The sequence below is a fragment of the Emergencia sp. JLR.KK010 genome (assembly GCF_037018265.1).
Taxonomy (GTDB): domain Bacteria; phylum Bacillota; class Clostridia; order Peptostreptococcales; family Anaerovoracaceae; genus Senimuribacter; species Senimuribacter intestinalis.
Map to the genome: position 1 here is coordinate 748,133 of NZ_CP143550.1, position 24,879 is coordinate 773,011.

The 24,879-nt window shown below is 42.3% G+C and carries 25 protein-coding genes and 1 tRNA gene; 20 read left to right on the plus strand and 6 right to left on the minus strand.

The features are described from left to right. Nucleotides 1-209: 209 nt before the first annotated feature. The 7 genes from V1225_RS03580 to arcC all read left to right on the plus strand — a co-directional run bounded on the left by V1225_RS03580 (nucleotide 210) and on the right by arcC (nucleotide 7,764). A complete protein-coding gene (locus V1225_RS03580) occupies nucleotides 210-1,787 on the plus strand; it encodes an amino acid carrier protein (protein ID WP_338547584.1) in 1,578 nt (525 codons plus the stop codon). Continuing rightward, on the plus strand, nucleotides 1,784-2,503 hold the full coding sequence (locus tag V1225_RS03585; RefSeq protein ID WP_338547585.1) for an aspartate/glutamate racemase family protein: 720 nt from the start codon (nucleotides 1,784-1,786) through the stop codon (nucleotides 2,501-2,503). Before V1225_RS03580 ends, V1225_RS03585 begins: the two co-directional genes overlap by 4 nt. Before the next feature lie 40 nt (nucleotides 2,504-2,543). After that, nucleotides 2,544-3,455 (plus strand): polysaccharide deacetylase, encoded by a 912-nt coding sequence (locus V1225_RS03590; RefSeq protein WP_338547586.1) that lies wholly within the window; start codon nucleotides 2,544-2,546, stop codon nucleotides 3,453-3,455. After that, entirely contained in the window at nucleotides 3,400-4,224 is an 825-nt protein-coding gene (locus V1225_RS03595) for a polysaccharide deacetylase (protein WP_338547587.1), read from the plus strand. Before V1225_RS03590 ends, V1225_RS03595 begins: the two co-directional genes overlap by 56 nt. 39 nt (nucleotides 4,225-4,263) lie before the next feature. Next, nucleotides 4,264-5,316: an ornithine carbamoyltransferase gene (argF, locus tag V1225_RS03600; RefSeq protein ID WP_338547588.1), complete on the plus strand. Its 1,053-nt coding sequence runs from the start codon at nucleotides 4,264-4,266 to the stop codon at nucleotides 5,314-5,316. 42 nt (nucleotides 5,317-5,358) lie between these two features. Further along, a complete protein-coding gene (locus tag V1225_RS03605; protein WP_338548152.1) occupies nucleotides 5,359-6,582 on the plus strand; it encodes a M20 family metallopeptidase in 1,224 nt (407 codons plus the stop codon). A 237-nt stretch (nucleotides 6,583-6,819) separates the two neighbouring features. Continuing rightward, nucleotides 6,820-7,764: a carbamate kinase gene (gene arcC, locus V1225_RS03610; RefSeq protein WP_338547589.1), complete on the plus strand. Its 945-nt coding sequence runs from the start codon at nucleotides 6,820-6,822 to the stop codon at nucleotides 7,762-7,764. A 134-nt stretch (nucleotides 7,765-7,898) separates the two neighbouring features. Here arcC and V1225_RS03615 read toward each other — a convergent pair whose 3' ends face one another. Then, nucleotides 7,899-9,077, minus strand: a complete 1,179-nt coding sequence (locus V1225_RS03615) for a cation diffusion facilitator family transporter (RefSeq protein ID WP_338547590.1) — start codon at nucleotides 9,075-9,077, stop codon at nucleotides 7,899-7,901. A gap of 2 nt (nucleotides 9,078-9,079) precedes the next feature. Beyond that, nucleotides 9,080-9,340, minus strand: a complete 261-nt coding sequence (locus tag V1225_RS03620) for a TIGR03905 family TSCPD domain-containing protein (RefSeq protein ID WP_161908556.1) — start codon at nucleotides 9,338-9,340, stop codon at nucleotides 9,080-9,082. 139 nt (nucleotides 9,341-9,479) lie between these two features. On the opposite strand from V1225_RS03620, the gene V1225_RS03625 reads away from it, so the two are divergent. The 5 genes from V1225_RS03625 (at nucleotide 9,480) to V1225_RS03645 (ending at nucleotide 13,932) form a co-directional block, all read left to right on the plus strand. Beyond that, the gene (locus tag V1225_RS03625; protein WP_243151081.1) at nucleotides 9,480-10,217 is read left to right on the plus strand and encodes a hydrolase; all 738 of its coding nucleotides are present in this window, start codon (nucleotides 9,480-9,482) and stop codon (nucleotides 10,215-10,217) included. A 401-nt stretch (nucleotides 10,218-10,618) separates the two neighbouring features. Next, nucleotides 10,619-10,694: transfer RNA gene (locus V1225_RS03630), tRNA-Lys, on the plus strand. A gap of 153 nt (nucleotides 10,695-10,847) precedes the next feature. Next, on the plus strand, nucleotides 10,848-11,666 hold the full coding sequence (locus V1225_RS03635; RefSeq protein WP_338547591.1) for a DUF6017 domain-containing protein: 819 nt from the start codon (nucleotides 10,848-10,850) through the stop codon (nucleotides 11,664-11,666). A 221-nt stretch (nucleotides 11,667-11,887) separates the two neighbouring features. Continuing rightward, complete coding sequence (locus tag V1225_RS03640) at nucleotides 11,888-12,556, plus strand: plasmid recombination protein (protein ID WP_338547592.1); 669 nt, start codon at nucleotides 11,888-11,890, stop codon at nucleotides 12,554-12,556. Between the two features lie 2 nt (nucleotides 12,557-12,558). After that, a complete protein-coding gene (locus tag V1225_RS03645; RefSeq protein ID WP_338547593.1) occupies nucleotides 12,559-13,932 on the plus strand; it encodes a type IV secretory system conjugative DNA transfer family protein in 1,374 nt (457 codons plus the stop codon). Between the two features lie 43 nt (nucleotides 13,933-13,975). On the opposite strand, the gene V1225_RS03650 is transcribed toward V1225_RS03645, so the two are convergent. Next, a complete protein-coding gene (locus V1225_RS03650; RefSeq protein WP_160202523.1) occupies nucleotides 13,976-14,191 on the minus strand; it encodes a helix-turn-helix transcriptional regulator in 216 nt (71 codons plus the stop codon). A 163-nt stretch (nucleotides 14,192-14,354) separates the two neighbouring features. On the opposite strand from V1225_RS03650, the gene V1225_RS03655 reads away from it, so the two are divergent. After that, the gene (locus V1225_RS03655; protein ID WP_160202524.1) at nucleotides 14,355-14,597 is read left to right on the plus strand and encodes a helix-turn-helix transcriptional regulator; all 243 of its coding nucleotides are present in this window, start codon (nucleotides 14,355-14,357) and stop codon (nucleotides 14,595-14,597) included. 41 nt (nucleotides 14,598-14,638) lie between these two features. Here the strand turns inward: V1225_RS03655 and V1225_RS03660 are convergent, their stop codons facing one another. Together V1225_RS03660 and V1225_RS03665 are read right to left on the minus strand one after the other, a co-directional pair. Continuing rightward, on the minus strand, nucleotides 14,639-15,379 hold the full coding sequence (locus tag V1225_RS03660) for a hypothetical protein (RefSeq protein WP_338547594.1): 741 nt from the start codon (nucleotides 15,377-15,379) through the stop codon (nucleotides 14,639-14,641). 14 nt (nucleotides 15,380-15,393) lie between these two features. After that, on the minus strand, nucleotides 15,394-16,131 hold the full coding sequence (locus tag V1225_RS03665) for a hypothetical protein (protein WP_338547595.1): 738 nt from the start codon (nucleotides 16,129-16,131) through the stop codon (nucleotides 15,394-15,396). A gap of 135 nt (nucleotides 16,132-16,266) precedes the next feature. On the opposite strand from V1225_RS03665, the gene V1225_RS03670 reads away from it, so the two are divergent. From V1225_RS03670 to V1225_RS03690, 5 genes are all read left to right on the plus strand, one after another. Then, the gene (locus V1225_RS03670) at nucleotides 16,267-16,464 is read left to right on the plus strand and encodes a helix-turn-helix domain-containing protein (RefSeq protein ID WP_160202527.1); all 198 of its coding nucleotides are present in this window, start codon (nucleotides 16,267-16,269) and stop codon (nucleotides 16,462-16,464) included. A 184-nt stretch (nucleotides 16,465-16,648) separates the two neighbouring features. Beyond that, nucleotides 16,649-17,797 (plus strand): site-specific integrase, encoded by a 1,149-nt coding sequence (locus V1225_RS03675; protein ID WP_160202528.1) that lies wholly within the window; start codon nucleotides 16,649-16,651, stop codon nucleotides 17,795-17,797. A 588-nt stretch (nucleotides 17,798-18,385) separates the two neighbouring features. Beyond that, nucleotides 18,386-19,369 (plus strand): aminotransferase class V-fold PLP-dependent enzyme, encoded by a 984-nt coding sequence (locus tag V1225_RS03680; RefSeq protein WP_338547596.1) that lies wholly within the window; start codon nucleotides 18,386-18,388, stop codon nucleotides 19,367-19,369. Between the two features lie 40 nt (nucleotides 19,370-19,409). Continuing rightward, complete coding sequence (rihC, locus tag V1225_RS03685; RefSeq protein WP_201759590.1) at nucleotides 19,410-20,327, plus strand: ribonucleoside hydrolase RihC; 918 nt, start codon at nucleotides 19,410-19,412, stop codon at nucleotides 20,325-20,327. Continuing rightward, nucleotides 20,324-21,208, plus strand: coding sequence for a ribokinase (locus V1225_RS03690; protein WP_338547597.1), 885 nt, complete (start codon nucleotides 20,324-20,326; stop codon nucleotides 21,206-21,208). Before rihC ends, V1225_RS03690 begins: the two co-directional genes overlap by 4 nt. On the opposite strand, the gene V1225_RS03695 is transcribed toward V1225_RS03690, so the two are convergent. Further along, nucleotides 21,203-22,150: an AEC family transporter gene (locus tag V1225_RS03695; protein WP_338547598.1), complete on the minus strand. Its 948-nt coding sequence runs from the start codon at nucleotides 22,148-22,150 to the stop codon at nucleotides 21,203-21,205. The two genes, V1225_RS03690 and V1225_RS03695, sit on opposite strands and share 6 nt — an antisense overlap. A 406-nt stretch (nucleotides 22,151-22,556) precedes the next feature. Here V1225_RS03695 and V1225_RS03700 point away from each other — a divergent pair, with 406 nt between their 5' ends. Both V1225_RS03700 and V1225_RS03705 read left to right on the plus strand, forming a co-directional pair. Beyond that, a complete protein-coding gene (locus V1225_RS03700) occupies nucleotides 22,557-23,012 on the plus strand; it encodes a hypothetical protein (RefSeq protein WP_160202534.1) in 456 nt (151 codons plus the stop codon). Nucleotides 23,013-23,038: 26 nt separating this feature from the next. Further along, a complete protein-coding gene (locus V1225_RS03705; protein ID WP_160202535.1) occupies nucleotides 23,039-24,877 on the plus strand; it encodes a zinc ribbon domain-containing protein in 1,839 nt (612 codons plus the stop codon). The last annotated feature ends 2 nt before the right edge of the window (nucleotides 24,878-24,879 follow it).

The following is a 24,879-nucleotide window of genomic DNA, read 5'->3' on the forward strand; positions in this document are numbered from 1 at the left end:
AGGTTTAAAAACAACCTATAAAGCCTAATTTTTTATTGGACCTAAGAATACTTTGGGAGTATAAAGTACGGATTTGGGTAATTTAGGGGAAGAATCCCTTTTTGTCTGATTTTGAGTTTGGCATGGATTTTGCGACTTTAAAATAGTGTAATTACATTTAGTAACCGTGTGCTAGCAAATGGGATGAACAAATAGGAAGGAGAAATATTATGGAAGGTATATTTTCATTTATAAACGATGCATTTGCAAGCGTTGTTCCTGTAGCTGATTTTTTGTGGGATTTCCCAACAAATTATGAGTGGTATGCTAGTATCCCTATTTTAGGGAGGTTTTCTTTGCTGATCCTCTTATTGCTTGGCGGTGGCTTGTACTTCACACTCAAACTGGGGTTTGTCCAGATTAGGGATTTTAAAACGGGCTTTAAATTGTTAATGTCTAAAAAGGAAGCAACAATTGGTGAAAGTCCAGTAGGAGCATTTTTAATCAGTATGGCGTGTAGAGTTGGCGCAGGCAATATTGTAGGCGTAACAGGGGCGGTTACACTGGGAGGACCTGGTGCCATTTTCTGGATGTGGTTTTCTGCATGTCTTGGTATGGCTACAGCGTTTAGTGAATCAACTCTAGCGCAATTATTTAAAGAAAGAAGAGGCAATGAATACGTAGGAGGTTTCACATTTTACGTTCAAAAGGTATGGAGAAATAAAAAATGGGTGGGATTTATTTTGTGCATATTGTACTTGATATATAATCTATTAAGTATTCCGGCACATACATTCCATGTATTCACTGGGATTAGTTCTATTGTTAATGAATTTTCCGGTCATACAACTGAGATTAATGAACCGATATATTATGTTGTTGCAGCAGTAATTATAATTATCGTTGCAGTTTTGACCTTTGGTGGTATTAAAAGAGCGATTAAATTCTCAAATAAAATAGTTCCCTTTATGGCAATTTCATTTGTGGCAATCGTGCTGCTATTAATCATTATTAATATTACAAAATTCCCTGCTTTTCTTTCAGCAGTATTTGTAGGTGCATTTAAACCTGCTGCGATTTTTGGCGGTGCATTTGGAGCAGCATTATCCAATGGATTAAAACGAGGGCTGATATCAAATGAAGCAGGTATGGGTACTGCCACACAAGCAGCATCCATTGCTGATGCAAATCATCCTTGTGAACAGGGTTTTATGCAGGCAATAGGTGTATTTATTGACACAGTTATTATTTGTACGCTTACAGGTTTCATTATCACAGCAGGAACCATTTGGGAAAATCCTGCCTATGATTGGGGAAACCTTAAATTAGACAAAATTGGAACATATGTTGCTTCTGTTAAGGAACTTGTTCCAGGAGATGGAGCCTTTGATACAGTAATCGTAATACTCTTCCTTCTGGCATTTACAATATTCGCGTTCACAACTTTGCTTTGCGATATGACTTATTCAGAAATTGCCGCAAATAAGATTTCAAGCAAGAAAGAGTTTATTACACTGGTACGAGTATTGTGTGCGCTGATCTTTGTTCCGATTGGAACCATTACAGTTCTTTCCGGAATGGGTCTGGACAATTTATGGTATGTATCTGATCTGATTAACGCATTGATTGTCTTTATTAACCTGCCGACACTGCTTGTGGCAAGTAAGCTAGTTAAAAAAGTATATGTCGACTATAAAAATAGTAATGGAGCACGATTTGTTTCAACTAATGTTGGGATAGAGACAGAGGCATGGTCAGAAGAAATGAAATTGGAATATGAAAGGGCGGAAGAAAAGGAGGAAATATGAAGATAAAAGCCGTTATGCCAGATAAAGCAATGGATAGCGAAACCCTTGAGCTAAGAGGAAAAATGTTGTCGGAGGTCTTATCTGATGATGTAGAACTATCTGTGGGGTGTATAAAGGAAGGACCTGACGAACTTGATTGTCATACAGATGAAGCTTTTGCCGCACCTGAATTAATCAGGGAAGCAATAAAAGCTGAAGAGGAAGGTTATGAGGCGTTTGTAATGTACTGCTTTAGTGATGTGGCGGTGGATGCAATCAGAGAGAATGTGCGTATACCGGTAATTGGACCGGGAGAGCTGACGTTGGCAATTGCAAGTTTAATGTGCAATAGATTCTGTGTAATTACTACAGAAAGCAGTAATATTCCCAGAACATATCGTCGGTTAATGAAAAACTGTATTGCGCAGACAAAGATGACATCTGTAAAAGCTTTGGATATTCCGATTCATGAATTAAGAGCAGATAAAAATGTGACACAAAAGTATCTTCTTGATGTATGTAGAAAGGCAGTTACAGAGGAAAATGCAGATGGAATCATTTTAGGCTGTCTCGGAATGGCGGAATATGGAGATTATATTGAAGCCAATTTGCCTGTCAAGGTTTTTGATCCGGCATTTCTTTCTGTAGCGTTTGCTGAATTTTGTGTAAGAACAGGTGTAAGACATATTTCGGATATGTATACGCCATTTACAAATAAAAGCAATATAAAACTTTAAGAGAAGGCATTAAGAGAAGTTTAAGATTGAAGGAGTAGTTATGAACGGGATAAAATGGCCGGAAGGAAAGAAGTCGGCAGTTATGTTCACTTTTGATGTAGACGGAGATACAACTTGGGAGAACGGCAATCGAGGACTGCCTAACGGAGAGAAATATATCAAATCCAGATCCATCGGGCAGTATGGACCAAAGCGGTGCGTGGATAGAATTTTGGATAAACTGGACGAGTATAATGTCAAGGCAACATTTTATGTGCCGGGGCTGAGTGCAGAACGTTACCCGGAAGTGATTAAAAGAATTGCAGCGGCGGGGCACGAGATTGGTCATCACGGTTATGCACATGAACGTTTTGCAGGATGTACTGTAGAAGAACAGATTGAAATTATTGAAAAAACCCAAAAAATATTCAAGGAACTGATTGGTCATGAAGTCACTGGTTTTCGCACGCCGTCAGGAGATTGGTCTATCGAAACGCCGAAGCTGCTCTGTGAGAGAGGGTTTCGCTATTCCAGTTCCATGCGAGGGGACGATCGACCTTACAGAACTATCATTGATGGAGAGGAGACGGATTTTATCGAGATTCCAACCAAATGGGAAGTAGATGACTATGTAGCGATGGCTTATAATATGTATCCAGCAGAACCGGCCGGACAGGATCGGATATCTTGTTATCGTTGTGTAGAAGATAACTTTCTAAGAGAATTTAAAGGACATCACAAATACGGATTGTGTATTTCCTTTATGAGTCACCCACAGGTTATCGGCTCTCCAGGCAGGATAAAAATTCTGGATCACCTATTAGCAGAAGTCACAAAACATGACGATGTATGGGTCGCCACAGGAAGCGAGATTGCTGATTGGTATCGGGCGAACCATCTGAAGGGAGGTGAAGTGGATGTACACAGAGAAACCAATTTGGCCGAAGAAAAAAGAATGTGCGGCAATGATTAGCATCAACCTGAACGCTGAATTATTTTGGCTACAGCTGGATCCAGCCTGTATCAATATGCCGAAAACTTTGTCTCTAGGACAGTATGGCATGACTAGAGGTGTGGATCGATTAATGAGTGTACTGGAGGAGCGTGATTTGAAGGCGACTTTCTTTGTACCTGGCTGGGTAGCGGAACAATATCCGGAAAAAGTCTGTGCCATTAAAGATGCAGGGCATGAGATTGCAGGACTAGGCTATCATCATGAACATATGGCCTTGCTGTCAGAAGATGAACAGGAAGATGCTATGGCCAAATGCGTTGCAGCAATCGAAAAGGTTTGCGGCATCAGACCGAAGGGGTTTAGAAGTCCTGAAGGAGAATTGACTTTGGATACTTTGCGTATTGCCAGAAAATATGGCATGACGTATTCCAGCAACCTTGGTGATGATGACAGACCGTATACGAAAGATTTGGGAAACGGAGAGACAATTCTCGAAATTCCAATACATTGGGTCAATTATGATTTGCCCTACTTTGCATTCAATTATAAACCGGCATTTCCGGCAGGTCAGGGTAGGATAGCAAATTATACAGGTGTATTATCCAACTGGAAAGATGAGTTTGACGGTTGTAGGGAATACGGACTCTGTTATGTATTACAGCTGGATCCGGCTACTATCGCTGCTCCAGGCAGGATAGGATTGCTCGAGGAAATGCTGGACTATATGCGCTCTTACGATGATGTATGGTTTGCGACGGGCGAAGAAATTTTAAATTATATGAGATAAAATATATCACTTAAAACTAATAAAAGGAAGGTAAAAATTATGGCAGAACTAAAACACTTTATTGAAACTGATGATTTCACCAAAGAAGAATATCTTGAGATGCTCAAGGTAATCAAAACGTTAAAAGATGCAGAGAGAAAAGGAATCAGACTCCCGCTCTTGAAAGATCAATCTTTGGCAATGATGTTTGACCAGCCGTCAACCAGAACCAGAGTTTCTTTTGAGGCAGCTATGACACAGCTGGGCGGCCATGCACTGTATCTGGAAACCAAGACGTTGCACTGCGGTGAAGACAGAGAAACCATCAAGGATACCGCGCAGGTACTGTCCGGTATGTGTGATGCCATCGAAATTCGTACCGAATCTCAGGATACCATCATTGAGCTTGCAAAGTACTCTGACGTACCTGTATTCAGCGGTATGAGCTCCAAATGCATGCATCCAACTCAGGCGCTGTGCGACCTGTTCACGATGACAGAATATATGCCGGAAGGCAAGAAAATCGAAGATCTGGTTTATATGTTCATCGGCGATAATTCCGTACTGGGCGATAACATCGGCGGCGTATGCAGAACTGAAGCAAGACTGCTTTCCAAAATGGGTGTAACCTTTATCTCCTGCGCGCCGAAGGAGGCAGAAATGGCACCGGAGGACGTGGCGTACTGCAAGGCAGAAATGGAAAAATCCGGCGGTAAATTCATTCAGACAGATGATCCGTATGAATATATTGATCAGGTTGATTTTATTGCAACAGATGCATGGTGGTATCATGGATCAGACCATCTGAAGGAAAAGAAGATTGCGACCTTCTTCCCTAAGTATTCTGTAAATAAGGAACTACTGTCCAAGGCAAAACCTTCCATTAAGGTAATGCACAATCTGCCTGGAAACAGAGGCTATGAGATTTCTGACGAAGTATGGGATAGCGATCAGTCCGTTTTGATTCCACAGGCAGAAAACAGATTACATACTGAAAAAGGCTTGCTGGTATACTTCATGTATCCGATTTTGGAAGAAAGACAGAAACAGCGTAAACAGAAGGATGTAGACTACTACATCAATGAAATTGATGCGTTAGTTCTCGGGAAATAAAAAATTTAAATGATATGAGGAAGGTGAATACAGTTGACAAAGATGGAAGAAAGAATTATTGCGGCGGTTGAGGCCAGAAGAGAGGATTTTATAAGATTCTTTCGTGAATTAGTACAGTGTAAAAGCTATACAAAGCATGAACAGGAAGTTGCAAAAAAACTCATTGATGGGTTGAAGGCAAGAGGTTTTGATGATGTGGGAGTCATTGAAAGAGCTCCTGGTCGCCCTAATGTTGTTGCGTATTATCGGGGTGTTGAAGATGGCCCAACGTGCACCTTTAATGGCCATTTGGATGTTATTCCTGCACAAGATGAGTCGGAATGGGAGCACCAGCCGTTTGACGGGGATATTGAAGATGGTAAGCTGTATGGACGTGGCACTGTGGACATGAAGAGTGGAACTTTTAGCTCCTTTTTTGCAGGAATCGTGTTGAATGATCTCAAAATTCCTATCCGAGGTAATGTAATGTTTACAGGTGTTTGCGATGAACTGATTTGCGGAAAGGATGGTATTTTATATCTTCTTAAGGAAGGATATATCAAGAAAACGCATCCTGATGATTTTGGTATCAATTGTGAACCAACGAATCTCTGCGAAATGAATGTTGCAACTAAAGGCGTGTTCAGAGTTGATATTGTTATTATTGGAAAGGGTGCTTTTAATGCTAGACCGTATCTGGGTATTAGTGCAATTGATAAGGCGGCGAAGCTGATTGAAGCTATTCAAGAACTGCATGAAAAAATCAGTACAGACCCAAATCATGTTCATCCTTTGATTGCGCCTAGAAGTGTACAGGTTGCAATGATTGATGGAGGAGAGGCATCAAATGTTGTGCCTGACCGTTGCAAGTTAACTGTAACACGCAGATTGCATCCTGGTGAAACAACAGAAGAGTGCATGAAGGATTATCAAGATATTATTGATAGACTGCATGAGGAAGATCCAGAATTCCAGGCAGAAATTCACCCATGGGAGGGATTCCGTCCGCCGGTTGAGGTGGATGAAAATGCGCCTGTAGTGGATGCTGTTCGCCGTGCACTTAAGAGGGTAAACGGTACAGAATTGGCATTGACTGGCAGCGAAGGTGGCACTGACGCTTCCCATGTAGTTGCACAGACGGGAATTCCTATGCCTGTCTTTGGACCGGGAGACCATTTGCTGTTAGGCACAATATATGAACATGTAAACTTGGACGACTTCATTGATGCGATTAAAATATATGTATTGAGCGTATATTATATGATGGGAATTCAGGAAGCCGAATAATTATTGGAGAATATAATGTAGATGCCTTACGCATGCCGCACTTTCGTCATAGAGTCGAGGTGCGGCATGTATTTCTAAATACAGTATGATCTACTTATATGAAGAATCACCTTTATACGTGAAACTACGACTTGATATAATTAAATCAATCGGAGTTTGAGATGTTGGAATGCATTTTTTAAGAATAAATAGATGTTGAAGAGAAAACGATATATCAAAGAAGGAGAGAATACATTAATGGCAGAGAAAATTGTGATCGCCTTAGGCGGAAATGCTTTGCAGTCCGGAAAGAGCGAAGCGACAGCTGAAGCACAGCTTGAAGTTGTTAAGAAAACTTGTGAATATATTGCAGATATCAGCTGCAAAGGTTATGAAATCGGTCTGGTTCACGGAAACGGACCGCAGGTCGGCAGAATTTTGCTGGCTTCTGAGACAGCAAAAGATGTTACCCCAGCAATGCCGTTTGATGTTTGCGGCGCTATGTCCCAGGGTTACATCGGATATCATCTGCAGCAGGCGCTGAAATATGCACTGAGCAAAAAAGGCAGAAATCTTCCTGTTCTGACTGTTGCAACACAGATGGTTGTGGAAAAGAGCGACAAAGCATTCCAGAATCCAACAAAACCAATCGGACCATTCTATTCAGAAGCAGAGGCAAAGGCTTTGGAAACTGAAAAGGGATATACCATGAAGGAAGATGCAGGCAGAGGCTTCAGAAGAGTTGTAGCTTCCCCGCTTCCTAGAAAAATCGTTGAAATCGACGCAGTTAAGAAACTATGGGATACTTCCATTGTAATTTCCTGCGGCGGAGGAGGAATCCCTGTAGTAGAAAATGCTGACGGTTCTATGGAAGGTGTGGCAGCTGTAATCGATAAGGATTTTGCAGCAGAACTTCTGGCTGAACAGGTTGAGGCTGATGTACTGATGATTCTGACCGAGGTAGAAAAAGTTGCAATCAACTTTAATAAACCGGATCAGAAGAATTTGGATAACCTGAATCTGGAAGACGCAGTTAAATACATCGAAGAAGGACAGTTTGCACCTGGAAGCATGCTGCCGAAGGTAGAAGCTGCGATGAAGTTTGTCAGAGCATATCCGAACAAGAAAACTATCATCACTTCTCTTGATAAAGCCATCGAAGCACTGGAAGGAAAAACCGGTACAACAATTACGTTTGCATAGGCTAGTTGCTGAGTCAATTTGATTTTAGTCATGGAAGGTTATAGATAGCGTTCAAGTTGCTAGAAGATATGGAAGAAATGTGCCATTTTACAGTCGTGAGATTGAGAAATGGCACATTTAGATACTTTTGAATATTAATTTGGTTGATTTACATAGTTCTTATCAAAGTTGATGACGACAAAATAGTTTTCGTCGATGGCTTTGATCGCATCTGTAAATGCCTGGTGTATTTCTTTGTTGGAAAGCTTGCAGCTTGGATTTACAACGATATCAAAGATGATGTTGGTGTGAGTCGGTCCAGGAACTACACGCAGGTCGTGGACGTTGGATATGCCGTCCAGGCTGTCTGTTACTTTTGTTGTTACTTCGTTCATTAAGGCTACTATCGGATCATCGACTTTGATTGGATCCATGTGAGCAGTAAGTACGATGTGAAGCTTTTTAGATAGCTGCCGCTCGATATTGTCCACCATGTCATGGCTTTCCATCAAATCGCCGTTTGCGTCCACCTCAATATGGATGGAAGCAAAAACTTTACCGGGACCGTAATTGTGAACGACCAAATCGTGAATGCCCAGCACGCCGTCAAAGTCTGAAGCCATTTCGCTGATAGCGGCAACCAAATCCGGGTCAGGGGCTTCCCCTAAGAGTGGGCTGGATGTTTCTTTTATGAGTCCAATACCGGACCAGATGATGAACAACGCCACAAGGACGCCCATGTATCCATCAATTTGGATATTTGCCATCTTGCCGATGATGATGCTGAAAAGCACTGCAGTGGTCGAAATTACATCGTTGCGGCTGTCTGTTCCGGTAGCAGTTAAAGCGACAGAATTGATTTTCTTACCGATTTTGATGTTGAACATTGCCTGCCAGACCTTCAAAAGAATTGCAAGGAGCAGCACGATGACCATAGACCAGCTGAACTCCAGCGGCTCCGGGTGCAGAATTTTGTCTATGGAGGATTTAATCAGTTCCACACCGACTACAACGATGAGAACCGACACAATCATGCCGGTGATGTATTCGATTCGGGCGTGCCCGTAAGGATGTTCATCATCCTCGGGCAAAGCAGAGAGTTTGAACCCCGCCAAAGTGATGACGGAGGAAGAGGCATCTGCCAGATTGTTGATACCGTCTGCGATGATGGCGATACTTCCGGAAATCAGCCCTACCAGAATTTTTGCAATGCAGAGGATGGCATTGGAAATAATGCCGACTACGCTGGCAAGCTTGCCATACCCTTCTCGAACTTGCGGCTCTTTCGTATTTTCGTGATTTTTCACGAAACGTTTGCACATAAAATCGGTCATATTTAGTTGGCTTCCTCCTGGGCAATAGCGGCTTCCACTGCTTTTACCAGCTGGTCAGGACAGGACGTTGCTTTAAATCCACAGCGAATGCCAGAAAGTGTTTCTTTCAGTTGGTCGACGGACATGCCGGAAACCAGCTTGCTGATTCCCTGTAGATTACCGTTACAGCCGCCGTGAAAAACAGCCTGTTTCAGAACTCCGTTTTCGACCTCCACATCGATATAACCGGCGCAGGTGCCTTGGGTTTTGTATCTGTAAACCATAGTAAAAAATCTCCTTTCTATATTTTATCGCAAGTATCACCAGTATAACACAGTTAGGAAAAAATATGAAGAAAAAATAATTGAACATTGACGTCCTGCTGGTGTATAATTGACGTATCATTCAAGGAGGAGGTTCAGCATGGGAGAAAAAGAAATACCTAGAATTAGTGGAACGCTTAGAGCAAAATATTTACAGATACCGGAAGTCATCTGGCAGGCCAAGGGCATTGTAATCATGGGGAGAAGACTCAAATCGGTTCTGTTTTCTACAGACATAGCTATTATCAGAAACTGTAATGCGGACGCGATTCTTGCCGTTTATCCTTTTACGCCGCAGCAGATTATTTCTGATGCAATTATCAATGCATCATCGGTGCCGGTTCTTGCAGGAATCGGCGGGGGCACAACCCAGGGCTTTCGTGCTGCTATTATGGCAAAGGACGCTGAAGCGCAGGGGGCATATGGCGTAGTTGTCAATGCACCTATGACTAATGATAATGTAGCAATGATAAAAAAAGTAATTGATATTCCAATTGTAGCAACGGTAGTCAGTGATTCAACCGATATTGATGCTAGACTAAGAGCAGGAGTGGATATTCTCAACGTATCTGCTGCAGCGAAGACGCCGCAGCTGGTGCGCCACATTCGCAAGGATTTTCCGAAGGTGCCGATTATCGCAACAGGCGGACCGACGGATGAAACGATTCTGGAAACCATTCAGGCAGGGGCAAATACAATCAGCTATACGCCGCCGACTTCAGCGGAGATTTTTGCTGAAATGATGGTGAAATATCGCAAAATGGCAGAGGAACATCCCGAAGAGCATAAGTGCCCGGAAGGAGATTTAGAATTTTCTGAGCTGCTGGAACTGCTGTAGCTGCTGCAACTGCTGCAGCTTTTGGGGGGCGAACTCGTGGGCTGTCCGGACGGGCGTTGGCTGGACGTGCCGGGGCTTGCTGTGCATAGAATCTGTGTTTTTCTCGAAAATATGCAGTTTTTTCCGACAGGTTGTGCATATTTTTGAAGAAAGTAAGAAATATATGCAGATTTATAGGTGGACCGCCGGAAAGTTGACCGTATATTGACTATGAATCTGCATATTTTAAATGGTTTTTACAAATATATGCACGTGCATGTGCATATATTTGGAGCTTTTGGTGAATATATGCACTAGGGGAAAACTACGGCAGCCTGAGAAAAAAGAAAAAAGTCATTGACAAGCTATTGTAAAAGTGTTATTATATCAAATGTGCCAATGAGCACTGAACTGAATAATGTGCATCCATAGCTCAGCTGGTAGAGCACCTGACTCTTAATCAGGGTGTCCAGGGTTCGAGCCCCTGTGGGTGTACCAATCAAACCTTGAAACTTCAAAGTTTCAAGGTTTTTCTTTTATCTTAAAAAAGTAAGAATCTGAGACGGTTAACTATTGGTTAACTATTTAGGTTTAACGAGGGCGGCAATCTGCTACAATTTTTCTCTTTCATCCAGTTCGTAGGAGGAGAATATGGGTGTTATTCGTGTTGAAAAAAATCGTAATTATACTGTGATGTCCAATTATCATTTGAGGGATAAAAGAATGTCACTCAAGGCAAAAGGCTTGCTGTCTTATATGCTATCATGCAGCGATGAGTGGAATTTTACCGTTCGAGGTTTAGAAGTAGTTCTGAAAGAGGGGCGAGACTGTATTCGTGCTGCGCTGGAAGAACTTCAAACCCTGGGGTACTTGATGAGAGTTCAGCAGAGAACGGAAAAAGGCAATTTTGACAAAATCGACTATGTTGTATATGAGCATCCGAGAGATATAGCTGAGCAAGAGGAAAAGCGTGAAGGCATTGAAAAACCAGAATTGTCACCGTGTACGGAAAACCCGTCAACGGTAAAATCGAAAGCGGAGGATCCTTCACAAAGAAATACTAAATCATCAAGAATTACTAAAAAGAATAATTATCAAAAACATAATCTATCCGTAGAGGTCGCAACGGATCTGATTAAAGAGCAGATAGACTATACTAAGGCTGTTGAAGTATATGATATGGCTTTAATTGACAACCTCGTCGATATTATGACCGAGTTGAAATGTTTAAGTGCCTGCCAGGAAATGATTCGGATTGGGAAAGTGGAGTATCCATCGGATTTGATTTCTAGAAAACTGGAAAAAGTGAGGTGGATGCATATCGAGTATGTGGTGGATTGCTTTAAGCAGCATACAGATAAAATAAAAAACATTAAGTCATACTTGCAGCAGTCCTTGTTAAACGCCCCTGACACAATTGACGCATATTATACGGCGGAGGTGCAACATGACTTCTATGGGCGGGGGTAGTTTGCAGCTGTTTCGCCGTTTGGCGAAGACAGCAAAAACGGAGGGGTCGAGGCAGACCCCTCGGGATTTTCCGTTAGGAAAATCAAGGGGGATTCCAAAGGGGTGTGAAAGGCTTTGTCAGAAGCCTGAGAACCCCCGTTGGCATGATAAAGGCGCGCAGCGACTGGTACTTTGGAACAAAGTATATCATGCTACACTTTCTCGGGAGGGAGGCGGAGCAAATGGCACATATGCGTAAATGTTCTATGGCAGAAGCTGTGCATCTTTGCAAACATTATGAGCGCAATTCGAATATTCAAAGCTATGGGAACAGCGATGTGGATATGTCGAAAAGCTGCGAGAATTATAATTTAGCTCCCGAACGAGAAAGCCAAACGGACTATATACAGGGAAAGTTATCGGAAATCGCTCATGCGAAAAGAAAAGACCTGATAGTTATGGCTGACTTAATTATTTCGCAGCCGGTAGACTTGCCGGAGGAATATCGGGAACCCTTTTTTCAAGAAGCATATTATTTCTGTGTGGCTCGATATGGCGGAATATTGGGGGAAGAGTCTGTAATTAGTGCGTATGTGCATATGGACGAATCAACTCCGCATATGCATTTTGCGTTTCTGCCTGTTACAGAAAACGCTAACGGGGAGCTACGATTTTGTGCTAAAGAGAAAATATGCAGGAGAGATTTGAAAACCTTACATGGCGATATGCAGAAGTGGTTTGATGAAAAAGGAATCCCAGCAAGAGTGCAAAATGGAAACACTAAATTTGATTCGAACGGCAGGGCATTATCTGTAAAAGAGTTGAAACGGGAAGAATACAAGAACCATGACCGATGGCATGAGCATAAGCACGGGGCAAAGAACATGCAGAAGAATTATGGGAGGTGGTAGATGTGTATTTTTCGGTTGTAGACACTTTAGAAAGCTTTGTTTGGAAATTGGTTGCGGCTGGAACACTGATTTTTTCATGGATATTAGCCATAACACTATTTTCTAAGATATATAGGCTTCATAAAGATGGAATAGATTGGGCATTTTCAAAAGAACATTCTAGCGGTATTATCTTTGGAAAGAAATTTGGACAGATGTACATATCCTCGCTAGAAGCGAGGGAGGGACATATTTGCATACTTGGACCTAGTGGTAGTGGTAAAACAAGTGGCTTGCTTATTCCTACCTTGCGGAATTGGCGGGGAACCAGCTTTTCGATTGATATCGCAGGCGATATTGAGAAAAATGTCCACCAGGCTAAAAAGCTTATTTATCAGCCGGAAAACTTAAATTCAACGCCATATAATGTGTTTTATGCGATTGATATAATGGAGCAGGACGCTGACAAGTATGAGGCAATAGAAAAGCTTGCATATTTATTGATGCCGGAGCTGCCGCCCAGGGAAAGCAGTGCCAGTGCAAAGTTTTACAATCAAGAGGGGCGAAAAATTCTAACGGCAGCATTACTTGCAGGATATGGACAAGGGAAAGATTTCATTGAAATATGCAAATGGGTGATGACGTCCAGTTATCAGCAATTATTCCATGAGATTGACCAGTCCGGAAATGAACTGGCGATTCAGTATATCAATAGTTTTTCGGGAGCTTTATCGGAAAATACCAGTGGGTGTAAACAGGCTGCAGATTTGGCTATAAAGCTTTTTGCAACGAATGAATATGTTATGAACTCAATTCGCAGACCAAAGCGTGGCGAAGCAAGTTTTGATCCTGGGAAAATTGAGATTTACAATGTGTTCTTTGTTGTGAGTGATGCAAAATTAGATGTGTATGCGCCTTTAGTGCATTTAGTTGTTGCGCAGGTGCTGGAATACTTTTCGGTGCGTTCTGATGAAATGAAGCAAAGCATTTTACTTTGTATTGATGAAGCTGCAAGCTTCGGAAAACTGGAATTAACGGCTGCGCTGCGGAAATTACGAAAGCGCAGAATTAGAATTATAACGGCAACCCAATCGTTGAATGATTGGATAATGATATATGGTGAGGCTGAAACGAAAGCAATGCTTGGCAATTATGCCTATAAAGTTATCCTTGGTGCAAATGATTATGAAACGGCAGAGTTTTGGGCAAAATCCATAGGTCACAAAAAAAGTACACGCAGAAGTTTCCAAGAGGGTGATAAAGGTGGAAAGGTAATACATACAGAGATTAAAGAATTTGCTTATGAACCGGAGGAGCTGGGACGATTACGAAATAAATTGATTCTACTTTATCCGGGTGGGTACATGATGTTAAGAAAAAATTATTATTTTAAGTAAGTGTAGAAAGCAAGCGGTAGTTGACGAAGATGCCGCTTGCTTTTTATTTGTTTATTTCAGGGTTTTTTGTGCGACCGGCAATGTAATCTAAGCTTATTTCTAAAGCTTCGGCTATGGCGATTGCTGCTTTTAGTGATATGCCTCTTTGATCTCTCTCGATTTTTGACAGATCAGATTGGTCTATATGCGCTAGTGCAGAAAGCTGCACTTGAGTCAGTTCTTTCTGTTGCCGTATTGTTCGTAATTGTTGTCCGAACATGTGATGGATACCTCTGCTTTTTACTCTGTGATATGTGTTTGCTGTATAGAATCATGGACTAGTGTTAAACTAATCATAGAGATTATATAATATTTTTTGTAATTACGCAAGTGCGTACACGCAGTAGCGATACCGACTATACAATAATGTTGAGGTGAAAGCTATGGGCGTAAAAGATGCAGTTGTTGAAAGATTCTTGAACTTATGTAAAGAACAGAATATTAAGCTAAATGAATTGGCTAATCGTTCAGGGGTTACGCCATCGACGGTATATAGTTTGATGGATAGCAGCCGTAGAGATGTATCAATTATAACCATAAAGAAATTGTGTGACGGACTTGATATTTCTCTGGGAGAGTTTTTTCAGAGTACTGAATTTGATGAATTGGAGCAGGAGATAAAATAAGAACCCTGATTTTGCTGACTGAAAACCAAGGTTCTTTTTTGTTATAATTGAGGGATTTTTGTAGTGTTAATGAGGTTGCGCAGCTTTGCCCGTTCTGCAGCATTCCCCTTTTCTTTCTCGGAAGCAGCACAGAATAAAAGCAAACTGTAATAGTTGATTTTAGATTCAATCCAAGTTTCCCAGTTATCAAGAATGGGCTTGTAAATTGAAGAGATTTTCAGTTTATCAGGACAAGATACGGCGTTTTCAAGAAGTGTTAATAGCTCAGTTTTTAATTTTAACAATTCGTCTGAATCTTCGCCATATGTGTGCGAATATATTTCTGCCCTATTTTCAATGGCAGAAATTAGTGAATCTAAATTCTTCAAGATTTTGTACTTTTGAGGACTCTCGGAAAGATTTTTGTTACTTTTTTTCGAAAAGTCCTCCGCAAACTTCACAAATGGTTTACCAGCTCTGAAAGAATTCTCTTGGATTGACATGTGAAATGTGCTTGAAACGTACTTGAATATTGTAGTTAGAGCCTCACTAAGACCGTCGCAGTATAGAGTTTCAACAAAAATGTTGTTCTGTGGGTATGGGGAGAAGAATTTTGCCTGGAACGCTTCGAGGAGAGTATCGGCAGGAATTTTTTTCGGATTTAACTCTTTCTCGTCAATCAAAAGCTGGGTGATTACTTGATATGTAGAATTAGGCACTTCAATCCGAGCCTTTTTCTTTGTAGCTGAAAAATATGGTTTTGGTTCGCCTTTTATTTGCAATGTGAAAAACCTATCGAACATAGATAACCTCCTGATTATTCATCATACTGTCTTACGATTTTAGCTCCAAAAGGGAATGTTGATTGTGTACCGTCTTCGGGAATTGAGAAAAAACCCGGAAGTGGAGCTGCATCGTATTCTTTGAAATTTTTGATTTTACCATTTTCCTTAATTAATGGTACACGCTTGGCGAGAATTTCTCGGAAGAGTGGATATTCTGTTATACACCTCTCCAGTATTGCATTTTCTTCTGTCTCTGACAAATGATAAATCTCTTTTTTTGAAGTGAAGTAAAAGTGAGGAATTCCGCCAAATTTTGCACTGTTTTTCGTCTCAATTACTCCCACGAAATTTGAATTCTTTTCATTATCCCATTCTATTCGTATCCAATCACTGGGCAATAAAGCATAAGCGTTTTGCAAGTCTACTTTTATCATGTGGATATTTGGCGTATCGGCATTATTTAATGATATTCCATCATTTAGGAGCTGATATATATTATCGCATTGAAGTAATACCGCATTTCGTTCACCCTCATACATAGAACCAAAATCAGGGCGTTCTTGAAGTGTTTTTTCAAATAGACTTTCTACTGCATCGCTGAGAGCCTTTTTGACTTGTGGTCTTAAGCCATACATTGACCTGACAAGGTCATTAATCATTGTGGAATAGCTTGCACCATTAAGTCCACGCTTATGTGAATCTAGCAGTATTTCTGTGTCATTATCGAAATCAATGGATATCTTTCGGCGCTTTTTCTCATCGGTTGCCATAATATACCTCCAAAGTATTGACATTTTTTTAAAAATATTATAATATCTAATCGTAATACGAAGTTGTAATACGAAATTTCAATATTATTATATCACAGTTGATGTGGAGAAGCAAGTAAAAGAGGAGGGATTAAGTTGGTACGAATGCGAACCGCTGCACAAGCTTATCAAGAATTAAAACAGGTTGACCCAAAATCTTGTATTACTGAACGGCAAATTCGAGAGCTAATGAAGAGCGGAAAGATTCCAGTCGTTAAAGTAGGTAATAGAATACAGGTTAATTTAGATATTTTAATAGACTATTTTGCGAATCCTGCTATATATGAAAAGTAAGGATATGAAATAGAATTTCAATGAAAGAAGATTGATTATATGATTGGAAAAAAATAAAGCATCTTATGCTAGGAGGGCACAAGATGCTTCAAAGGCGAGCTGTCTGCGACAACTCATAAATGCAATTCCATTGTAGCAGATTTTACCGCCTTTGACAATAATTTTAACTGTGCGGAGGCGTAAAATGAAAAAAACTAATTTTATCGATAGGCATGGGAATAAGAGATATCGGTTGCAGCGGAAAGTAGGCATGAAGTTAAATTCAAACAATGAGTGGGTGAATGATGTTCGTAGTTTTTACGGAAGTTGCAAGCGGGAGGCTGAGGAAAAGTATGTTGCATTCGTGGCAAGAAAAGAAGAAAACAAAATGAATTCTCAGTATACATGTCTGGGACAAGCAATAGATGCCTGGACAGAAACTGTCTTCAAAAAAAGTGACTTGGCAAACTCGACGAAGAAGAAGTATTTAAGTGCATATGAGCGGCTATTGAAGAACTCTTATCTTGCGGGACAACGGATTAGTGAGGTATCTGCTCTTGACGTGCAAAAGTTGTATAATTCTATAACCGAGTGCTATAGTTCACGAAGAGCATTACATAATTTTCTTTCGCGGTTTTATAAATATGCAGAAGTTAATAGCTTCGCAACAGATATAACCAGAAGTTTAGTTGTCCAAAGAGATGCGACTAAGAAGGAAGACTTTGATATTGAGGTTTGGAGTGATGATGAATTGAAAGCGCTAATTGGTAGTCTTGAAGGAAATCTGCTTCGGCTTCTAGTGGTTCTTGCAGTAAATACGGGGGCAAGGTTCTCGGAATTATTAGCCCTTACATATGATGACATAATGGGGGATATGTTGTCTATTAATAAACAGTTATATGAATTTTCGGCAGTAGATTCAGAAGACCCGGCAGTGTTGCATATAGAACCAGTAAAAACAGAGACTAGCAATAGACTGATACCGCTGGCTGATGAGGTGGTTTCCGAAATCGAAAAACATAAAAAGTTACAGGAAGCCCACAAAAAAATTTTCAAGTACGAGAATAACGGTTTGTTATTTAGTACGAAAAATGGTACAATGCTATACAAGAGAAATGTGAGGAGGTCTTTGCAGCGTCATTGCAAAAAAGAAGGCATACCTTTCCACAAATTCCATGCATTTCGACATACTTTCGGCACCAATTTAAGTAGGCAGGGTGTTCCACTGGAAGAAATCTCAAAGTTAATGGGGCACAGTAGTACAGAAATTTCAAGCAAGTACTATATTTATGTTGATGCGCTACGCCGTAAAAAGGCGGTTGAAAAAATTGTGTCGTATAGCTTAAAAGGGTAACTAATAGTTAACTATTAAGTTATGCAAAAAAAAGAAAAGTTATTTCAAATTAATAGAGAAAGAGAAAAAGGATAAAAAGACATATCGTTTTCAATTCCTGGAGTTTTGAGGATAAAAGCCTTGGCATCGTTGAAAAATAGCGGAAAAAGTTTGACGCTAGAGAAGAATCAGGGTGTCCAGGGTTCGAGCCCCTGTGGGTGTACCAATAACAAAACAGATACCATTTGGTGTCTGTTTTTTCTTTGCCTGCAATCAAATCGCAGGGGCTCGAACCCGAAGTGGATAAATATTGACTTTATTTGATGTTATTAGTTAAAGTAAAATAACAGGAGAAATTTGTCGATGATATCCGCAGGGAAGCGGGCAATCTCAGATATGAATACTTCTTTCCGAGCGCACATGGGTCGCCTATGATGGGAAAAATCAAAAAGACGCAGGGCTTATATGGGAATAATAATTTAATGATTCTTGCACCATTTTACGAAAAAAATAAGCAAATGATGCAGAGGCGACGGTGGACGTGACAACAGCGGCAAAATCATATATAATAGTGCTAATAGAAACTGCGCGAACAGAGAGGAAGGCTATATGATTTATTTGAACAACATCGAAAAGACGATTCACAAACCGGCGGCGAGGGATTTGGACCCAGTCAGCGACCAGCGGGCGAAGGAGCTGACGGCAAAGCTGCTTCACTGCAAAAGACCAGAAAATATATATTTGACAAACGACGGAAGTGCTGCCATGGAAACGGTTTTGCGCGCCTTTGTTCCAAGAGGTGGACATGTGATTGTCGGCGCTTTTGAGAAGGCGGATACATTGCAGGTGCTTTCCGATTTGGAGTGCAGAATCAGCAGACTGGAGGCAGACCATTGCGGCAGACTGCAGTATAGCACTCTAGGAGATTTGATTGAAGAGGATACCTGTGCGGTGGTTTGTGCCCATGGATGCAGCCTGACGGGGAATGTGGCTGACCTGGAAAAGATTTCTTCTATTGCAAGAGGGCACAAAGTCCTTGTCATTTCAGATGGCAGACTGACGGCAGGCGCTATCGATGTAAACCTTGAAAATCTAGGCGTAGATGTTTACTGCATTACCAGTGAGAAAATGCTTATGGGGGCTTCCGGTGTCGGTGGAATCTGTCTTAGAGACGGAGTGGATGAAACAGCGTTGCAGGCGCTGGCGAGCCAAATAGAAGGTCCACAGCAAAGAGCGCTGAAAACCTTTGCTGAATCAATAGAATTTATTTTGGAAACGGGCATTTACGGCATCGCAATGCTGCCGCATAGACTGGCGAAGAGATTTTTTGAATCTGCTAAAGCTATGAACTCTGTCAAAGTCCACGGTGACTACGGTCCGGGAGATAGACTGCCGACTATTTGCATTACGGCAGAGGGATTCACGGCGGAGGAAATTCGTGACTATATGAAAGAAAAAGATATTTTAATCGGCGTGGAAAACGGCGTGGCGCAGTTTTCTTTCGGCTATTTCAACACGCGGACGCAGGTCAAAGAAACTGTGCTGCGGCTTTTGGAAATGCTGGAGATTGACGATCCATACCTGCTGCCGTAAATTACGTGGAATACAACTAAAATCCAGAAAGGAGAACCTTATGATGAACCCAAGACCGATTATTTTTGATACTGATCCGGGCATTGATGATGCAGCAGCAATTGTCATTGCCATCAGAAATCCAAGTTTAGATGTACGACTTTTGAGCACTGTAGGCGCTAATGTGGAAGTCGAGAAAACTACTGCCAACGCCCTGAAACTGACCGAGTTTTTAGATGTGGATATTCCTGTTGCCAAGGGCTGCGGGCAGCCTTTAATGCGGACGCTGGAACCGTGTCCGGAAATTCATGGGCTCACCGGAATGGACGGTTTTGATTTTCCACCGTTACAGAGAAAACCGTTGGAAAAGCACGCAGTAGAAGCTATGCGCGAGATGATTATGGCAAGCGAGGAAAAGGTTACGCTGGTGGTAATCGGCACCCACACCAATATCGCCATTTTATTCAGACTGTATCCGGAGGTAAAAACAAAGATTGCCGAAATTGTCACCATGGGCGGAGGTCTTAGCGGAGGAAATACCAATTCTACGGCTGAATTTAATATTTATAATGATCCCCATGCGGCAGCTATTGTTTTTGAATCTGGTGTGCCTATTACCATGCTGGGGCTTAATGTGACAAGACTTGCCCTGCTTCATAGACCGGCGGCAGAGCGCATTGATAAAAGCGGTCCTGCGGGGCACATGTTGTTTTCCCTCTTTGAACATTATAGAGGTGGTAGCCTTGATACGGGACTGATTGTTCACGACGCCTGCACCATTGCATATCTTTTGCACCCGGAGTTTTTCAAAACAGAAATGATGTCTATTGAAGTTGCCACAGAAGGGGTGGCGGCAGGTACGACGGTTTCTGATTTTCGTGCCGTGCGCAATGGAGAAAAAGCAGCAAATATCAACGTCTGCACTGAGGTGGACGCAGAAAAATTTGAAAACTGGTTTGTAGAGGAGTTTTGTAGATGAAAATATTGAATTTTGGCTCTTTAAATCTGGACTATGTTTATCATGTAGAACACATGGTGACTCCTGGTGAAACTCTGGCGTCTACAAGACTTGAAACCTTTTGCGGTGGCAAGGGTCTAAATCAGTCCATCGCTCTTGCAAAAGCAGGGGCAGAGGTTTATCATGCAGGGTGCATTGGAGAGGATGGGGCTATGCTCTTGCAGGCGTTGGAGGAAGCCGGTGTGGAGACTTCATATATCAAAACCCTGCCGGGCAAAACTGGTCATGCCATCATTCAGGTGGACAAAAGCGGTCAGAACTGTATTCTACTCTATGGCGGAGCAAACCAGTTATTGACCGAGCATTACATAAACCAGGTTTTGGAATCTTTTGGAGAGGGAGACGTTTTATTGCTACAAAACGAAGTCAATCTCCTACATGTTATCATTGACAAAGCCTATGAGCGGGGCATGAAAATCATACTCAATCCGTCGCCTTTCGATGATAACTTAAAGTTTTGTGATTTCAGCAAAATTTCCATGTTTTTGCTCAACGAAGTGGAGGGAGAACAGATTACAGGAAAAAAAGAGCCTGCGGCAATTTTGCAGGAACTGGCGCGGCTGTATCCACAGGCGGAGGTGGTTTTGACCTTGGGCGGAGATGGAGCATGCTATCGCGATGAAAGCACAGAGTGCAGACAGTCTGTTTATCCGGTGGAAGTGGTGGATACGACTGCAGCAGGAGATACTTTTACGGGATATTTTATTGCGGCAATGATGGAGGGCAAAGGGGTTTCAGAAAGCCTCGACCTTGCATCAAAGGCGGCTTCTATTGCCGTGGGCAGAGAGGGCGCAGCGCCGTCGATTCCCCTAAGAGATGAGGTGTCAGCGCAGCTTTTATAACAGACCTAAAGTTTTCAGAACGAAAAGCCAGCCTGTCAGGGTAAATGCAAGGAAAAAAGTAGTCAGCATAATGGTGCTGCTGGTTAAGGTACCTTCGTGACCCATGTTTTTTGCCATGATGTAGCTGCTGACAGTGGTGGACGAGCAGCACATGATGAGGATGGAAACCAGTTTATTCCCCGTAAATCCCATGAAGACGGCAATGGGCACGAAGATAAGACCTAGTCCGATTAATTTGATAAATGCGGCGAGACCCGCAGATTTAGCGCTTTTCAGCGCTTTTTTTATGTCAAAGGTGGCGCCCATGGAAAGTAATCCCAGTGGCGTAGCAAGACGACCAATATTTTCCAGTGTTCTGTCTAAAATTTGTGGCATCGGTAGATTTAAAAGTGCCCAGAATAAACCTAGCAGCACGCCCCAAAGGATGGGATTTTTCAGAATGCCGATTCCGGCGGATGCCAGCCGTTTTTTGTCTAGTGTACCGTGAGCTGGTTGGAAGAAAGACAAAACCACCACTGCCATGATATTGTAAAGGGGAACTGAGCCGATGATCATCAGCGGAGCCATGCCGCTGCTTCCGTACAGATTTTGAATGAGTGCGATGCCGAGAATCGCCGCACTGCTGCGATAGGCGGCTTGAATGAATTCGCCGCGCGTGGATTTGTCTGGCAGAAGAAAGGCAATTGCGGCGGTCAACGCGATGGAGAGAGCTGTTGCGATAAAGCAAAAAAGCACAAACCTGCCGTCCCACAGGCTGTAAAAATCTTCCCTGCATAAATCATAGAAGACCAGCACCGGCAAAGCAATTTGAAAGACGAAGCTGTTCAGCTTTGCAACAAATACTTCATCGAATATCTTAAATTTTGTAAAAACCATGCCCAGCACCAGCAGTAGAAACAGAGGAATAGTCGCGTTGAGACAAAAAAGTAAATTCGCCAGCATAGCAGTTGCCCTTTCTAAAAAGATTACTCCTCATTTTACGCCACTTATCAGCAAAGTGCAAGATTTTCCAATTATAATTTTTTTATGGGTGCACACACTAAGCCTGACAAATAAAAGGAGGGTGAAAACCATGGAAAAGAATAACCAGAAAAACAACAAGCAGAACAACAAGAATAACCAGAAGAACCAGAAGAATTCTGATCAGAGAAACAACGCAGAAAAGAACGAATATTAATTCTGTGCAAGCGGAAAGAGTCGGATTGATCATCTCTCAAATGAAAGAGCCTGTGAATCCGGCTCTTTTTGTATGGTTTTGTGGGGAAAAAGTTGAAAAAATCGCCTATATCGTTTGCTATCGCTGGAATTTTAGTGTATAATATTATGAAGTCTATCAGGAGGAGAAGCGATGAATGCAATCGGAAAATTCGGGAATTTTATGATGAATCATCAAGTGACAATCGAGATTTTGATGGTGCTGGGTTTGGCCGTGCTTGCCGCAGTGCTGCTGATGCGGGCGACGCTGCATGCAAAGAAGAAACGACAGCTGCTTTCCGAACTCAATGATACGGTCAGCGAGATCAGCGCGGCGGTCAGCAGTCTGAAAGAAAAGAAATCCGAAGTCATATACATAGATAACAGAACAGCAGACAAAGGCACCTGCGAGGCAATTTCTCTGACAGAGAAAGCACCTTCGACAGAGCAGATTTTGACCAGGGCAGCGGAAGCAGCAGAGATGGCTGAGACGGCTGCAACTTTGGACGAGCAACAGGCACCTAAGAAGTATTTTAGTAGAGATTGCTGTGTTTCAAAAAAAGGAAAAACGTACACCATAGAAGAATTAGAAGAACAAATCAAAGAATAAAGAATAGAGTTTGGTAGGAGGCAGCGATGTATTGTAAAGAATGTGGAAAACTGCTGGGCACTGACGACAAGTTCTGCAGCAAGTGCGGCACCAGAGTCGAAGAAGGCGAAGATGCGTTCGTGCCTGCCTTTAAGCAGACCGATGCACAGGCAGCGAAAACAGAAGAAGTGATGATCAGGAGAAGTGTTGCACCAGAACGCTTTGACTGGGATCTGGATGGGTACCCGACAGACAATAAAAAGACCGAGGATATCGACTTCAACTGGGATTCAGTATTAGAAGAAAAACAGCGCAATCTTTTTGCTAGAGAACTTGCGCAGAGTCAGCAGCGGGCGGAAGCAGCAGAGGAAGCGGCAGAAGCGCCGGAAAAAGAGTCTGAAGAAACAGCAGAGCCGGAATCTGTCAAAACCACAGGTGATGAAGCCGTTGAACCGGAGCGGCTGTTTGCGGAGATGGGCACCTTTGAAGCACAGGAGCCGACCCGTGTAATGGACAGAGGCGCGGGCAAGGCAGACGGAATAGATAAGTTCTATACTTTCAATCAAAAGAATGCAGCTTTTCAGGCGCTTTTAGATCAGGAATATGAGCGGATTCAGAGTGGGCAGGATTTTGTTCCCAGCTTTATCGCAGAGCAGGAGGCAGAGACGGCACGTGAAGAGCAGTCGAAAACTACCCAAGAAAGCAGACATGAGGAATTTGACTGGACACTGCCTGGCGACAAAGCGTTTACCGAAGCAGTTACCGAAAAAATAGAAGAATCAAAAGAGGAATTGTGGTGGGAGAGCGATTCTGTGGAACCGGAAGCCGAGACTGAGCAGGAGGGAACGGAAGTCTTCCCTATAGAGGATCAGTCTCAGGAGGATTCCTACATTGGAGTTGAGCTGGCGAGCACGCCGGAAGGATATCTTGAACTTGATCAGCCGCAGGTAGTACCGCAGCCGGAGGTTGAGACGGGCTTTGCAGAGGCAGAGACATTTCACACCGATGAAGTGCCGACCCTGGAAGAACTTGCGCAGGAAGAAGGTGACGCTGCATCGCAGCTTCCCCCCAGCAGGACTGCGGAAAAGAAAGCAGAAGAAGACCGATCAAGGCTTACTTTTTACGATGTCTTTGGCGCTGATGACGACGATGATGCTGCTGCGGAAGCGCCAAAAAAGAAAGGAAAGGTCCTAAAAGTAATTGGAATTTTCCTTTGCATTTTTATCGTACTGGATTTGATAGCGATAGGAGTTCTGCATTTTGCACCGGACTCGGCAGCTGGCAAGATGATTGACAACGGCTATCACCAGATTCTTGGTATTTTTGCGGGAGAAACCCAGGAAGAGGAGCCGCCGCAAGAACCGGTACCAACGGCTAGTGAAATTGCACAGCTTATCGAAGCGAAGAAAGGGCTGGGGACTAATATTGCAGTTTGCGAAGAGGACCAGAATTTGTTGTTTGAAGATGGGAACGACTATGGTTTTGAGGGCTTCAGCAATGCGTATACCTTTGCCGATAAGCCATGGTACACAGATGATGAAGGAAATTCTGTAACCTATGGAGGTGAAATCATAGGCACAGTAGTCCAGTTCTACTCCGCTTGGGTAGACAAAATAAATGGAAAGAACGAAGACGTTTTGGATTTTGTAGATGAGACTTCTGCACTTTATTCTGAGATACAGGAGCTGAACGAAAGCGAAGATGTTTCATACGGAATCAATAAGCTGGCTATTGGAGATATCCGTGCCGGTGGAGCGGGATTTTACGTTTATGTTTCTGTAGTCAAAGTTGACAGCAGTACAAGCGAAGAATTTACAGAAAAGCAGATTGTCTACATGGAGCCGGTCAATAAGACTATGCAGATTGTAGAAATCAAAACAATTTAGGA